Consider the following 13,754-nt stretch of genomic DNA (forward strand, 5'->3'; position numbering starts at 1 on the left):
GAGGTCACCATCGCCAAGGTGGATATTGCTGCGCTCCTCGCGCTGATCGCCGCACTGATGTCGGGCGTCGGCGACGTGATCCGACAGCGCTCCGCGCAGGAAATCACCGACGACCAGGTGGGCCACCTCGAGCTTTTGCGGATGTCATTGCGCGACGTCCGGTGGTGGCTGGGCGGGATTGCGGCGGTGGGCAGCTTCACGCTGCAGGCGGTGGCGCTGAGCCTGGGTTCGGTGGTGCTGGTGCAGGCCTTGCAGGTGACCGCGCTGCTGTTCGCCCTGCCGGTCTATGCCTGGCTGACCAAGCACCGGTTGAGCCGCCGCGAGTGGGTGTGGGCGGTCCTGCTGGCGGGTGCGGTGGCGGTCTTCGTCATTGTCGGCGAGCCGGCCGCCGGTTACCAGCGGGCGTCGCTGGATTCCTGGGCGGTGGTCGCGATGGTGATAGGCCCGGCGATGGCGTTCTGCGTGCTGGGCGCGCGCCTCTGGTCGGGCCCGCTGGCCGCGGTGCTGCTGGCGCTGGTGTCGGCGTCGTCGTGGGCGTTGTTCGCGGTGCTGACCAAGGCGGTCGTCGACGTGCTGCCGGACGGGCCGGGCGCGCTGCTGCGCACCCCGGAGCTGTACGGCTGGTTGGTGGTCGCGTTGCTCGGCACGATCTTCCAGCAGTCGGCGTTTCGGGCCAGCGCGCTCACCGCGTCGTTGCCGACGATGACGGTGGCCGAGCCGCTGGTCGCGTCGGTGCTGGGCGTCACCGTGCTCGGTGAGACGCTCGGCGCCACGGGGCCCGCGGTGTTTGTCCTGGTGACCGCGGTGGTGATGGTCATCGTCGCGACCACCGCTCTGGCCAGGGGAGAAGCCGCTTCCATGACTGCAGACCCGCCCGACGGTCAGAACGAAGTTGTGACGCTGATCCCATCGCGCGCAGTGGGCGAGGCGTGAAAACGGCTGGCAGCGAAGGGGCTTAGCTGTCGCGCCCGGCTACCTGTGCGCGTCTCTTAGAGTTGTCCCATGCGTTACATAGCTTGCTGAAGTAGTAGTTGAACGGTTACCTGCGACGTAGTGAGCACACGTGTGGAACGTGTGGAACGTCATAGATTTGTAGTTGAACTGAACGCAAATTGTGCGTGTATTTGCCAGTGCCTCGGGGAAAGCTGGTCGCACGGGTTGCGAGGCGGAGGGTCGAAAATGTCGAAAGTTGATGTCGCGGCGTTACTAGCTTTGTGTGCGGCGCTGGCATCGGCGGTCGGCGATGTCATCCGGCAGCGCTCCGCGCACGAGGTCACTGACAAGCAGGTCGGCCCCCTGGAACTGTTCCGCATGTCCCTCAAGGACACCCGGTGGTGGCTGGGCGGTCTGGCCGCGATCACCAACTACAGCCTGCAGGCCGCCGCCCTGGCGTGGGGCTCGGTCGTCATGGTGACCGCGCTGCAGGTCACGGCGCTGCTGTTCGCGCTGCCCATTTATGCGCGGCTTGCCGATCACCGGGTCAAGCCCCGCGAATGGGGGTGGGCGCTCATCCTGGCCGCAGCGCTGGCGGTCGTCATCATCGTCGGCGATCCGGCGGCCGGGGAGCAGCGCGGGCTGCTGCAGACCTGGCTCATTGTCGCCATGGTCATGATCCCGCTGCTGGTGGCCTGCGTGGTGGCGGCGCGGCGCTGGTCCGGCAGCCCGTTCTCGGCCGTGCTGCTCGCGGTGGTGGCGGGTTCCTCGCTGGCGCTGTTCGCGGTGCTGACCAAGGGCATCGTCGAGGTGGCCGAGAGTGGCCCGTTGGCTGTGCTGACGTCGCCGGAATTCGTGCCCTGGCTGCTGGTGGCTCTGGCCGGGATGATCTTCCAGCAGTCGGCTTTCCGCGCCGGCGCGCTGACCGCGTCGCTCCCGACCATGACGGTGGCCAAGCCGGTGGTTGCCGGTCTGCTCGGGGTTCTGGTGCTGGGCGAGACGATGAACGCCAGCGGCCCCCGGGCGTTCGTGCTGATCGGGGCGGTGGCCGTGGTCATCATCGCGACGATCGCGCTGGCCCGTGGCGAAGCCGCCACCATCGACCAGGCCGAGCAGGGACCAGGTGGTGCCCCGCGGGAAATGCCGGCCCGATTGATGAGCGAAGACGACGACTTCGGCCCCTTCAGTGGCCGTCTGGCCGTGGCGGACGGCTTCCGCCGGTGACGTCCGGCCCCGGCACGCCGCACTAGTGCCGGGCCGTCGCGTTAGTTTGGTGGCGTGCTGAGCGCCATTGCGATCGTCCCGTCGGCGCCGGTCCTCGTCCCCGAACTCGCCGGAACGGCCGTCGCCGAGGTGGCCGACCTGGCCGCGGCGACGCTTGCCGCGGCCGCGCTGCTGCCCGACCGCTGGGTGGTGATCGGGGCGGGACCCGACGACGACGTGCTGGGTCCCGACGCGGTGGGCACCTTCGCGGGTTTCGGCGCGGACGTCCGCGTTCGGCTCTCCCCGCAGGCCGACGAGGCCGCCCCGCCGACGGCACTCCCGATCTGTGCGCTGCTTGCGGGGTGGGTGCGCGGCCAGGCGCAGCCGCACGCCAGCGCGCAGGTCCGCGTCTACCGCGTCGACCACGACGCGGGCACCGCGCTGAGCCTGGGCAGACACCTGCGCGCCGAGATCGACCGGCTGGCCGAACCGGTCGGGGTGCTGGTCGTGGCCGATGGCGTGAACACGCTGACACCGGCCGCACCCGGCGGATACGACCCGGACAACGCCGACGCCCAACAGGCCCTGGACGACGCGCTGGCCGGCGGCGACATCGCCGCGCTGCGCCGCCTGCCGCAGCAGATCCACGGCCGGGTCGCGTTTCAGGTGCTGGCCGGCCTGGCCGAGCCCGGGCCCCGATCCGCCAAGGAGCTGTACCGCGGAGCGCCCTACGGGGTGGGCTACTTCGCCGGTGCCTGGCAGCTGTGACGGCCGCCGTGCGCCCCCTGGCGATCATCGGCCCCACCGGCACCGGGAAGTCGCAATTGGCCCTCGACTTCGCGGAACGGGTCGAGCGGTTCGGCGTCCGCGTCGAGATCGTCAACGCCGACGCGATGCAGCTCTACCGCGGCATGGACATCGGCACCGCCAAGCTGCCCGTCGACGCCCGCCGCGGGATCCCGCATCACCAGCTCGACGTCCTCGACATCACCGAGACCGCGACCGTCGCGCGCTATCAGGGCGCCGCCGCGGCCGACGTCGAAGCGATCGCGGAGCGGGGCGCGCTGCCGATCATCGTGGGCGGCTCCATGCTCTACATCCAGTCGCTGCTCGACGACTGGTCGTTTCCGGCCACCGATCCCGCGGTGCGCGCGCGCTGGGAGCAGCGGCTCGCCGAGGTCGGGGTGGGCGAGCTGCACGCCGAGCTGGCCCGCCGCGATCCCGCCGCGGCCGCGTCCATCCTGCCCACCGACGCAAGGCGAACGGTGCGGGCCCTGGAAGTGGTCGAGCTGACCGGTCAGCCGTTCGCCGCCTCCGCGCCGCGGATCGGCGCCCCCAAATGGGACACGGCCATCGTCGGATTGGACTGCGACACAACGCTTCTTGACGAGCGCCTGGCCCGGCGCACCGACGCCATGTTCGACCAGGGTCTGGTCGGCGAGGTGATCGCGCTCTTGGACAAGGGCCTGCGCGACGGGGTCACCGCGTCGCGGGCGCTGGGCTACGCGCAGGTGCTGACCGCGTTGGACCAGAGCGGTCCGGCGGGCCCCGGCGCCGATCAACTGCGGGACGCGCGCGAGCAGACCTTCTTCGGCACCCGGCGCTACGTCCGGCGCCAGCGGTCCTGGTTCCGCCGCGATCACCGGGTGCAGTGGCTCGATGTCGGCGCCGCGACCCCCGCCGAGGGCGCCGCGGTCGTCGACGCCGCCGTGCGGGCCTGGCGCCACGTATCCTGAGCAGGTGAATTTCGCCAAGGGCCACGGCACCCAGAACGACTTCGTGGTGCTGCCGGACCCGCAGGCCGAGCTGAGCCTGACTGCGTCGCGGGTGGCCGCGCTGTGCGACCGGCGCCGCGGGCTGGGCGCCGACGGGGTGCTGCGGGTCACCACCGCCGGTGCGGCGCTGTCGGCCGGCGTGCTCGACCGGGTGCCCGACGGGGTGGGCACCGGCGACTGGTACATGGACTACCGCAACGCCGACGGGTCGGTCGCCCAGATGTGCGGCAACGGCGTGCGGGTCTTCGCGCACTACCTGCGCGCCAGCGGCATGGAATCCCGCGATGAATTCGTGGTCGGATCGCTGGCCGGTCCGCGGCCGGTCACGGTGCATCGCGCCGACGTGACCACCGCCGACATCAGCGTCGACATGGGCAAGGCCAACACGTTGGGCCCCGGCGACGCCGTCGTGGGGGGCCGGCGGTTCTCCGGCCTGGCGGTCGACGTGGGTAATCCGCACCTGGCCTGTGTCGACCCACAACTGACGGCCGAGGGGCTGGCGGCGCTGGACGTGGCCGCGCCGGTGAGCTTCGATGCCGCCCAGTTCCCGGACGGGGTGAACGTCGAGATCATCACCGCGCCCGCCGAGGGGGCGGTGCACATGCGCGTGCACGAGCGGGGAGTCGGCGAGACGCGCTCCTGCGGCACCGGAACGGTCGCGGCCGCGGTCGCCGCGCTGGCCGGTGCCGGGACGGCCACCGGCGCCCTGACCGTTCGCGTGCCCGGCGGCGAGGTCGTCGTCACCATCACCGACGCCACCAGCTTCCTGCGAGGACCGTCCGTACTGCTAGCCCAAGGAGAACTCAGCGAGGAATGGTGGCGCGCACAGCAGCGTTAAATCAGGTGCACGACACCGTTTTCGCGTGCATCATCTTTTATTGCCTATGACAGAACCAGAATTTCGTGATCACGCTCCGGCAATTCCGGAGCCCAGCACGGGCGAACTCGCCCTCGAAGATCGGTCGGCGCTGCGCCGCGTCGCCGGTCTGTCGACCGAACTCACCGACGTCTCCGAAGTCGAATACCGCCAGCTTCGGCTCGAGCGGGTCGTCCTGGTGGGCGTGTGGACCGACGGCACCGCCGCGGACAGCGAGGCCAGCATGGCCGAGCTCGCGGCCCTGGCCGAAACCGCCGGCTCCGAGGTGCTCGAAGGGCTGATCCAGCGCCGCGACAAGCCCGACCCGTCGACCTACATCGGCTCGGGCAAGGCGCAGGAATTGCGGGAGGTGGTGCTGGCGACCGGCGCTGACACCGTCATCTGCGACGGTGAGCTGTCCCCGGCGCAGCTGACCGCTCTGGAAAAGGCCGTCAAGGTGAAGGTCATCGACCGCACCGCGCTGATTCTGGACATTTTCGCCCAGCACGCCACCAGCCGGGAGGGCAAGGCGCAGGTCGCGCTGGCCCAGATGGAGTACATGCTGCCGCGGCTGCGCGGCTGGGGTGAATCGATGTCCCGGCAGGCCGGTGGCCGGGCCGGCGGCAGCGGCGGAGGCGTGGGCCTGCGCGGTCCCGGTGAAACCAAGATCGAGACCGACCGGCGGCGCATCCGCGAGCGGATGGCCAAGCTGCGTCGCGAGATCAAAGACATGAAGCAGGTCCGCGACACCCAGCGCAGTCGGCGGGTGCACAGCGACCTGCCCGCGATCGCCATCGTCGGCTACACCAACGCCGGCAAGTCGAGCCTGCTCAACGCGCTGACCGGGGCCGGGGTGCTGGTACAGGACGCGTTGTTCGCCACCCTGGAGCCCACCACCCGGCGGGCCGAGTTCGAGGACGGCCGCCCGTTCGTGCTCACCGACACCGTCGGATTCGTCCGGCACCTGCCCACCCAGCTGGTCGAGGCATTCCGCTCCACGCTGGAAGAGGTCGTCGACGCCGACCTGCTGGTGCACGTTGTCGACGGTTCCGACATCAACCCGCTAGCGCAGATCAATGCGGTCCGGCAGGTCATCTCCGAGGTCGTCGCCGACTACGGCACCGACCACGACGGCGCCGCGCCGCAGGAGCTGGTGGTGGTGAACAAGGTCGACGCCGCAACCGATCTGACGCTGGCCAAGCTTCGGCACGCCCTGCCGGGCGCCATGTTCGTGTCCGCGCGCACCGGTGACGGAATCGACGCCCTGCGCCGCCGGATCGGCGAGCTCGCCGTCCCGGCCGACACCGCCGTCGACGTGGTGATCCCGTATCACCGCGGCGACCTGGTGGCCCGCCTGCACGCCGACGGGCGCGTCCAGCAGGAGGAACACAACGCCGAGGGCACCCGCATCAGGGCCCGGGTTCCGGTGGCGCTGGCCGGCCGGCTGCGCGAGTTCTCAGCCGACTGACCGCCCATTCGCCCCCGGCATCTCGGGCGATCCGTGCTGCGCAGGGCCCGTCCGACCCCCCTCGAGGCGACGGTAGGCGACCCCGCCGGCTGCCGACCAACCGTCTGGTTGGTATATCTTGGGCTGCAGAATCCCAGTCGCCGGAGGTCTTTCCATGAGCAGCGCCATCCAATACCAGCGCACGCTTTTCGAGTCAGAGCACGACCTGTTCCGTGAGTCCTACCGGGGCTTCCTCGAGCGCCACGTCGCGCCCTACCACGACGAGTGGGAGAAGGCGAAGATCGTCGACCGCGGTGTGTGGCTGGAGGCCGGCAAGCAAGGCTTCCTGGGCATGGCGGTGCCCGAAGAGTACGGCGGCGGCGGCAACCCGGACTTCCGGTACAACGCGATCATCACCGAGGAGACCACCGCCGGCCGCTACAGCGGCATCGGTTTCGGCCTGCACAACGACATCGTCGCGCCGTACCTGCTGGCCCTGGCCACCGAGGAGCAGAAGCAGCGCTGGCTGCCGAAATTCTGTACCGGAGAGCTGATTACGGCGATCGCGATGACCGAGCCGGGCACCGGTAGCGACCTACAGGGCATCAAGACCCGTGCGGTCAAGCAGGGTGACCACTACGTGCTCAACGGCTCAAAGACGTTCATCACCAACGGAATCAACTCCGATCTGGTGATCGTGGTCGCGCAGACCGACCCGGAAAAGGGCTCGCAGGGCTTCTCGCTGCTCGCCGTCGAGCGCGGCATGGAGGGCTTCGAGCGCGGTCGCCACCTGGACAAGATCGGGCTGGACGCCCAGGACACGGCCGAGCTGTCCTTCACCGACGTCAAGGTGCCGGCCGAAAACCTGCTGGGCCAGGAGGGGATGGGGTTCATCTACCTCATGCAGAACCTGCCGCAGGAACGCATCTCGATCGCCATCATGGCGGCCGCGGCCATGGAGCAGGTGCTGGAGCAGACCCTGCAATACACCAAGGAGCGCAAGGCATTTGGGAAGCCGATCGGCAGTTTCCAGAACAGCCGCTTCGTGCTGGCCGAGCTGGCGACGGAGGCGACCGTGGTCCGCATGATGGTCGACGAGTTCGTCCGCCTGCACCTGGACCACAAGCTGACCGCCGAACAGGCGGCGATGGCCAAGTGGTACTGCACCGAAAAGCAGGTGCACCTGATCGACCGCTGCCTGCAACTGCACGGTGGTTACGGCTACATGCGCGAATACCCCGTTGCCCGCGCCTATCTGGATGCCCGGGTGCAGACCATCTACGGCGGCACGACCGAGATCATGAAGGAAATCATCGGCCGCAGCCTCGGCGTATAGCGTTTCGTTTGCTGGATAGCGGCCGCGCTCGCGGAAAAGGGCGCGACGAATATTCGGCCGATGAACTCGCGCTGCGCTATTGCCGGCGAGCGACAAACTGACCGATGCGTGATCGGTCCGTCGCGTAGGTGGAGAGCGTGAATGCTTCGATGGCTCACGTACCGTCGGCGCATGCGGTTCGGGGTGCCGACCGTGCCATCACACGTAGTCAGGCCCGTGATCGCGGTGCCGGCGAACGGCTGATGCGCTTTGTGCGGCTACGTCCGACGCAATTCCGCTGTGCGAGTCGGCAGTCCGGCGGCATTACTCGATCCCGCGTTCCCGCCGCCTTTCGGTGCGCTATCCGCAACACCGCGCGAACGTTGCCGCAGTGGGTCGCGATCGGGCCATGGGCAGGCATCATTTCGACATCGGTGTGGTATCCGTTTTTGTAAAATTCGTGATTGGACTTCGCTTTTCTTGTTGGCTGGAGCAAAGTAATGCGAGCCCGGCGATATGGCTGATCGTGCGCGGGTCAATTTCCCGCGCAAGGACCGCCCGCTCGCCGGTTATGCAGGTAAGGGCATAGCCGCAGATAGAGCCATATCCGCTGGCTGGGAGGCTTGGTGAAGGTGCAGAGAGGTCACATGCGCAAGCTGATCGGAAGCGCGCTGGTCAGCTTGACGACCACAGCACTGGCCGCCGTGTTGCTGGCCCCCACCGCGGTAGCGAGCCCGATTGGCGACGCCGAGGCGGCGATGATGGCCGCATGGGACAAGGCCGGCGGCGACACCTCGCCGCTGGGCGCCCGCAAGGGCGACGTCTACCCCGCCGGCGACGGTTTCGTCCTGGACTTCGACGGCGGCAAGATGTTCTTCACACCGGCCACCGGGGCCAAATTCGCCTACGGGCCCGTCCTGGACAAGTACGAGCAGCTCGGCGGTCCGGTCGGCAGCGACCTGGGCTTCCCGACCATCAACGAGGTGCCCGGTCTGTCCGGCCCGGACAGCCGAGTGATCACGTTCTCGGCCGGCGACAAGCCGGTGATCTTCTGGACGCCCGAGCACGGCCCGTTCGTGGTACGCGGCGCCCTGAACGCCGCTTGGGACAAGCTGGGCAGCTCGGGTGGCGTTCTCGGCGTGCCGGTCGGTGACGAGACCTACAACGGCGAGGTGTCCTCACAGAAGTTCAGCGGCGGGCAGGTCTCGTGGAATCGGCAGACGAAGCAGTTCACCACCGAACCGCCGGCGCTGGCCGACCAGTTGAAGGGCCTGCAGGTGGCGATCGATCCCACGGCGGCGATCAACACTGCCTGGCGCGCGGCCGGCGGACCCACGGGACCCTTGGGCGCCAAGCAGGGCGGGCAATATCCCGTCGGCGGTGATGGAATCGCCCAGAACTTCGCCGGTGGCAAGGTCTTCTTCACCCCGGCCACCGGCGCGAACGCCGTCGAGAACGACATCCTGGCCAAATACGAGTCGCTTGGCGGACCGGTCGGCAGCGACCTGGGATTCCCGACCACCAACGAAACCGACGGTGGCATAGGGCCTTCCAGCCGCATCGTCACCTTCTCGGCGGCCGACAAGCCGGTCATCTTCTGGACGTCCGACCGCGGCGCGTTCGTCGTGCGCGGGGCGATGAAGGCCGCGTGGGACAAGCTGCGCGCCCCCGCCGGCAAACTCGGTGCACCCGTCGGCGACCAGGCCGTGAATGGCGACGTGATCTCGCAGCAGTTCACCGGCGGCAAGATCTCGTGGAACCGCGCGAAGAACACGTTCAGCACGGAACCGGCCAACCTGGCGCCGCTGCTGTCCGGCCTGCAGGTGTCGGGCCAGAACCAGCCGAGCAATTCGGCCATGCCGGCGCACCCGAAGAAGTTCAGCTGGCACTGGTGGTGGCTGATGGTCGCCATTCCGGTGCTGGCGCTGCTCGTGCTGCTGGTGTGGATGCTGTTCGCCCGGCGTCGGCGCCGGCCCGGGCACGAGGACGCCGCGGGCTACGCGCCCGACCACCGCGGCGACTTCGGCTACGACTCCGACGAACGCTGGGGACACGACGAACTCGACCACGACGCCCAGTCGTTCGCGCTCAGCGCGCCGCAGCAACCCGAACCCGAACCCGACGCCGGGCGCGTCAGCTGGCAACGTCAGGTCCCCGCGGGAAGCGGCTACGGGTTCGCCGACGATGACCCCGACGCCGTCGACACCGACTCCATCCCGGTGGTCTCCGAGGAGATGCTGTCGGAGGCAGAGTATTCCGACGCCGGAGCCGACTACACCGACTACACCGACGCCGTTCCCGACGTCGCCGAGCCCGAGACGGCGGACGACGCCGCCTACGTCGACGTCGAGGACCCCGATGCCGGCTACGCCGAGGAGGTGGATTCGGAGGACGAGTATCTCGACGTCGCCGTTCCGCACACCCCGCCGGACACCGACGCCGTGACCGGCGCCCTCGAAGCCGCCGAACCCGAGGACGAATACGCGTACCTCGCGGCGCCGGAGCCGGATGTCGAGCCCGCAGCGGACACACCGGCGGGAGCGGACGTGGCCGAAGCCGTGGTCGCGGCCGGGGCGGCGGCACGAAGCGGTCGGCACGCCGCCGCGGACGCTGAGGACGCCTCGGAGAACGGCCTGGCGGGCCCCGATGGGCGACCCACGATCCACCTGCCGCTCGACGACCCGTACCAGGCGCCCGATGGATACCCGATCAAGGCGAGCGCGCGCTACGGCCTGTATTACACACCGGGCAGCGACCTGTATAAGGACACGCTCGCCGAAATCTGGTTGTCGAGCGAAGAAGTCGCTCAAGCCAACGGATTCACTCGGGCCGATTGACTCGGCCCGCTGTCGGGGTCAGACCTTGCGGATGACCGTGACGACCTTGCCCAGCACGCTCGCGTCGTTGCCGGGGATGGGGTCGAACGCCGGGTTGTGCGGCATCAGCCACACCTGACCGCCGGCGCGTTTGAACGTCTTGACGGTGGCCTCGCCGTCCAGCATCGCCGCGACGATGTCGCCGTTGTCGGCGACGTTCTGCTGGCGGACCACCACCCAGTCGCCGTCGCAGATCGCGGCCTCGACCATCGAGTCACCGACCACCTTGAGTAGGAAAAGCGTTCCCTCACCGACCAATTCGCGCGGGAGGGGAAAGACGTCCTCGACGGCCTCTTCGGCGAGGATGGGTCCGCCGGCCGCGATGCGCCCGAGCACCGGGACGAACGTGGGCTCCGGCAGGGCATCCGAGCCGGCCACCTCGGTGGCGGGCGCCGCCACGTCGTCGTCGGCCCCGCGGACATCGACGGCCCGCGGGCGGTTGGGGTCGCGGCGCAGGTATCCCTTGCGCTCCAGGGTGCGCAGCTGGTGCGCCACCGATGACGTCGACGTCAGACCGACGGCGTCGCCGATCTCCCGGATGCTCGGCGGGTACCCGCGGCTGGTGACCGAGGCGCGGATGACATTCAGAATGGTGCGCTGCCGTTCGGTCAGCGAGGAGTCCACGGATTGCAACCGACGCTCGGGGCCGGCCGATGAGATGTCGTTGCTGTCGCCCATGGCACTGAATGTAGCCGCACTGCGAACAAGAATCAAACATGTGTTCGAGTGGCGTGTCGTGCGGTCCGGATCGCCCCGCAAAAGGCCGAAAGTCAGGTGAATCACAAATGTGTAACTCTTCGAGATATCGGGTATTTGTGCCTCGTGACAGTGGTAAGGGCCGACGAACTTGTCGGTGGTGTGATCTAGCGTTTGCTCGTGCGACACGCTTCGCTCAAATGTTCGGGTTTCGAACATACAAGCGATTAGAGTCGAACACACGAGCGAGAGCTAGTTGACCGGAGGAACGAAGATGACAGTCATCCACACGCCTGCGCCGCGTACCAGCAGTCTTCGGCGCCCGATCAACGGACCCGTCCAGGGTGTTCGCTACGGACGGGACGGTCTGGCCAGGTCCCGCAGGCCCGCGCCCTCGCGGCCGGCCGGTGCGGCGACGCGCTATTACGGCACCGGGGTGGCGGTGTCGGTCGCTCCGCACCGCAGGCGCGCCACGACCTGGGCATCCACCATCGGGTTGGCGCTGGCCGCCGGGGCGATCACGCTGTGGCTGGGTCTGGTCGCGAACGTCGGTCAGGTGCTCAACGGCGACTCCACGAACTCCGCAGCCCATGTTCCCGACCGGCTCGCCGTCGTCCGCGTCGATGCGGGGGAGTCGCTTCAGGACTTCGCACACCGGGTGGCGCCCGACGCGCCGACCACCCAGGTCGCCGACCGGATCCGTGAACTCAACGATCTGCACTCGCCCAACCTGATGGCGGGCCAGACCCTGATCGCTCCGGTCGGCTGACAACCGTTGTGCGAGCACGGCTCTGGACCGGCGGTCCCCGGACGCCGGCGGTGAGCCGGTACGCCCGGCGGCTCCATTAGCCGTGCAGGTCAGCGCGCGGGTACGCTCAAAGTCCAGCGGTACCTTGTCGGCGCGACGAAGGAGCGGTCATGCACTGTCCGTTCTGCCGCCATCCCGACTCCCGGGTGATCGACTCGCGCGAAACCGATGAGGGGCAGGCCATCCGGCGCCGCCGATCCTGTCCCGAGTGCGGACGACGTTTCACCACCGTGGAGACCGCGGTCCTGGCGGTGGTCAAGCGCAGCGGCGTCACCGAACCGTTCAGCAGGGAGAAGGTCATCAGCGGCGTCCGCCGGGCCTGCCAGGGGCGCCAGGTCGACGACGATGCGCTGAACCTGCTGGCCCAGCAGGTCGAAGACACGGTGCGCGCCGCGGGTTCGCCCGAGATCCCCAGCCACGAGGTCGGCCTCGCCATCCTGGGGCCGCTGCGCGACCTCGACGAGGTGGCCTACTTGCGGTTCGCCTCCGTGTATCGGTCGTTCGAGTCCGCGGACGATTTCGAGCGCGAGATCCAGGCCCTGCGCGACCACCGCGGAGTGGCGACCCCGGGCTGACGAACCCGACGAGCCGTCGCGGCCTAGGCTCGCTTTATGCCCCCTGACTTGCATCCCGATCTTGTGGCGCTGGCACCGCTCCTGGGGACCTGGGCCGGGCAGGGTTCCGGTAAGTACCCGACGATCCCGCCCTTCGACTATCTCGAAGAAGTGGTGTTCGCCCACGTCGGTAAGCCGTTTCTGGCCTACGGACAGAAGACCAAGGCGGTAGCCGACGGCAAGCCATTGCACGCCGAAACCGGCTATCTCCGCGTGCCCCAACCGGGTCACGTCGAACTGGTGCTGGCGCATCCCAGCGGAATCACCGAAATCGAGGTAGGGACCTATTCGGTCACCGGCGACCTCATCGAAATGCAGATGTCGACGACGACGGTCGGGCTGACTCCCAGCGCGAAAGAGGTGACGGCGCTTGGGCGTTCCTTCCGCGTCGACGGGGACGAGCTCTCCTACACGGTGCAGATGGGCGCGGTCGGGCAACCGTTGCAGGACCACCTCGCCGCGGTACTGCATCGGCAGCGCTGAACGCGAGGGCCTCGGCCGCCCTCAGTCCAGGTGTCTCACACCGTCATTGGCGACCCGCCCGGCCACCCCGACCCAGCCCTCGGCGCTCCACGTCGTGTCGATGACGGAGCCCTTGCCCTGGGTGATCCGCAGACTCTGGCTCAGGTAATCGGTGATCCGCATCGCCGCCGAACCGGTCGCCTCGTCCTCGATCACACCGAGGTTGGCGGCGAACATGCGCGACCGCAGCGCCCCGGCCGCCCGATCGGTCCAGGACCACAGGTAGTGCGCGGTGTCGTCGGGATAGTCCGACGGGTCCGCGGCGAGAACCTCGTCGGCCGAAGCGAATTCGTGCAGGGCGAATTCGGGCGCCCAGTCCGCGCGGGCGTTGATGCTGGCGCGGTGTTCGTCGTAACCCACCTGCACGATCCCGGCCGGCACCTGCAGCGTGTTGATCGGCGAGCCGTTCTCGCGCAGCCACCAGGTTGCGCCGACCGTCGGGTGCCCGGCGAACGGTAGTTCGGTTCGCGGCGTGTAGATGGTGGCGCGCGCGGTGGTGGAGCCGGGGGCGGGAAGCCCGACGAAAACGGTCTCGCTGTAGCCCAAATGGGTTGCCAGCCGCTGCCGGGCCGCGGCCTCGACCTGGTCGGCGTCCACCACGCCCAGCGAGTTACCGAAATTGCCGTCCGAATCGGTGAACACCCGCAGCACCGTCACGTCGATCCCCATGGCCCGACTGTACGACGAGGCATCCGGCCGCATCGATCGA

Annotated in this window: 13 protein-coding genes; 11 read left to right on the forward strand and 2 right to left on the reverse strand. The window is 68.8% G+C overall.

What is annotated here, in order from left to right; all coding sequences use genetic code 11:
* Positions 1-9: 9 nt before the first annotated feature.
* The 8 genes from B8W69_RS13995 to B8W69_RS14030 all read left to right on the forward strand — a co-directional run bounded on the left by B8W69_RS13995 (position 10) and on the right by B8W69_RS14030 (position 10,366).
* Positions 10-933 carry a DMT family transporter gene (locus B8W69_RS13995; RefSeq protein ID WP_181447406.1) on the forward strand — a complete coding sequence of 308 codons (924 nt, stop codon included), beginning with the start codon at positions 10-12 and terminating at the stop codon, positions 931-933.
* Positions 934-1,179: 246 nt separating this feature from the next.
* Entirely contained in the window at positions 1,180-2,157 is a 978-nt protein-coding gene (locus tag B8W69_RS14000) for a DMT family transporter (RefSeq protein WP_085290398.1), read from the forward strand.
* Between the two features lie 54 nt (positions 2,158-2,211).
* On the forward strand, positions 2,212-2,904 hold the full coding sequence (locus B8W69_RS14005) for a class III extradiol ring-cleavage dioxygenase family protein (RefSeq protein ID WP_085290399.1): 693 nt from the start codon (positions 2,212-2,214) through the stop codon (positions 2,902-2,904).
* Between the two features lie 8 nt (positions 2,905-2,912).
* Positions 2,913-3,872, forward strand: a complete 960-nt coding sequence (gene miaA / locus B8W69_RS14010; RefSeq protein ID WP_085290528.1) for a tRNA (adenosine(37)-N6)-dimethylallyltransferase MiaA — start codon at positions 2,913-2,915, stop codon at positions 3,870-3,872.
* A gap of 4 nt (positions 3,873-3,876) precedes the next feature.
* On the forward strand, positions 3,877-4,749 hold the full coding sequence (gene dapF / locus B8W69_RS14015; RefSeq protein WP_085290400.1) for a diaminopimelate epimerase: 873 nt from the start codon (positions 3,877-3,879) through the stop codon (positions 4,747-4,749).
* Positions 4,750-4,795: 46 nt separating this feature from the next.
* Entirely contained in the window at positions 4,796-6,235 is a 1,440-nt protein-coding gene (hflX, locus tag B8W69_RS14020) for a GTPase HflX (protein ID WP_085290401.1), read from the forward strand.
* A gap of 154 nt (positions 6,236-6,389) precedes the next feature.
* Positions 6,390-7,550: an acyl-CoA dehydrogenase family protein gene (locus B8W69_RS14025; protein WP_085290402.1), complete on the forward strand. Its 1,161-nt coding sequence runs from the start codon at positions 6,390-6,392 to the stop codon at positions 7,548-7,550.
* A 626-nt stretch (positions 7,551-8,176) separates the two neighbouring features.
* Positions 8,177-10,366, forward strand: coding sequence for an LGFP repeat-containing protein (locus B8W69_RS14030; RefSeq protein WP_085290403.1), 2,190 nt, complete (start codon positions 8,177-8,179; stop codon positions 10,364-10,366).
* A gap of 18 nt (positions 10,367-10,384) precedes the next feature.
* Here B8W69_RS14030 and lexA read toward each other — a convergent pair whose 3' ends face one another.
* Complete coding sequence (lexA, locus tag B8W69_RS14035) at positions 10,385-11,083, reverse strand: transcriptional repressor LexA (protein WP_085290404.1); 699 nt, start codon at positions 11,081-11,083, stop codon at positions 10,385-10,387.
* 292 nt (positions 11,084-11,375) lie between these two features.
* Between lexA and B8W69_RS14040 the strand changes: the two genes are divergently transcribed.
* From B8W69_RS14040 to B8W69_RS14050, 3 genes are all read left to right on the forward strand, one after another.
* Positions 11,376-11,870, forward strand: a complete 495-nt coding sequence (locus B8W69_RS14040) for a LysM peptidoglycan-binding domain-containing protein (protein WP_085290405.1) — start codon at positions 11,376-11,378, stop codon at positions 11,868-11,870.
* Positions 11,871-12,019: 149 nt separating this feature from the next.
* On the forward strand, positions 12,020-12,484 hold the full coding sequence (gene nrdR, locus B8W69_RS14045) for a transcriptional regulator NrdR (protein WP_007774910.1): 465 nt from the start codon (positions 12,020-12,022) through the stop codon (positions 12,482-12,484).
* 36 nt (positions 12,485-12,520) lie between these two features.
* A complete protein-coding gene (locus tag B8W69_RS14050; RefSeq protein ID WP_085290406.1) occupies positions 12,521-13,006 on the forward strand; it encodes a peroxynitrite isomerase in 486 nt (161 codons plus the stop codon).
* A 21-nt stretch (positions 13,007-13,027) separates the two neighbouring features.
* Here the strand turns inward: B8W69_RS14050 and B8W69_RS14055 are convergent, their stop codons facing one another.
* Positions 13,028-13,714: a PhzF family protein gene (locus tag B8W69_RS14055; protein WP_085290407.1), complete on the reverse strand. Its 687-nt coding sequence runs from the start codon at positions 13,712-13,714 to the stop codon at positions 13,028-13,030.
* Between the last annotated feature and the right edge of the window lie 40 nt (positions 13,715-13,754).

The organism is Mycolicibacterium vulneris, from assembly GCF_002104765.1.
Lineage (GTDB): Bacteria > Actinomycetota > Actinomycetes > Mycobacteriales > Mycobacteriaceae > Mycobacterium > Mycobacterium vulneris.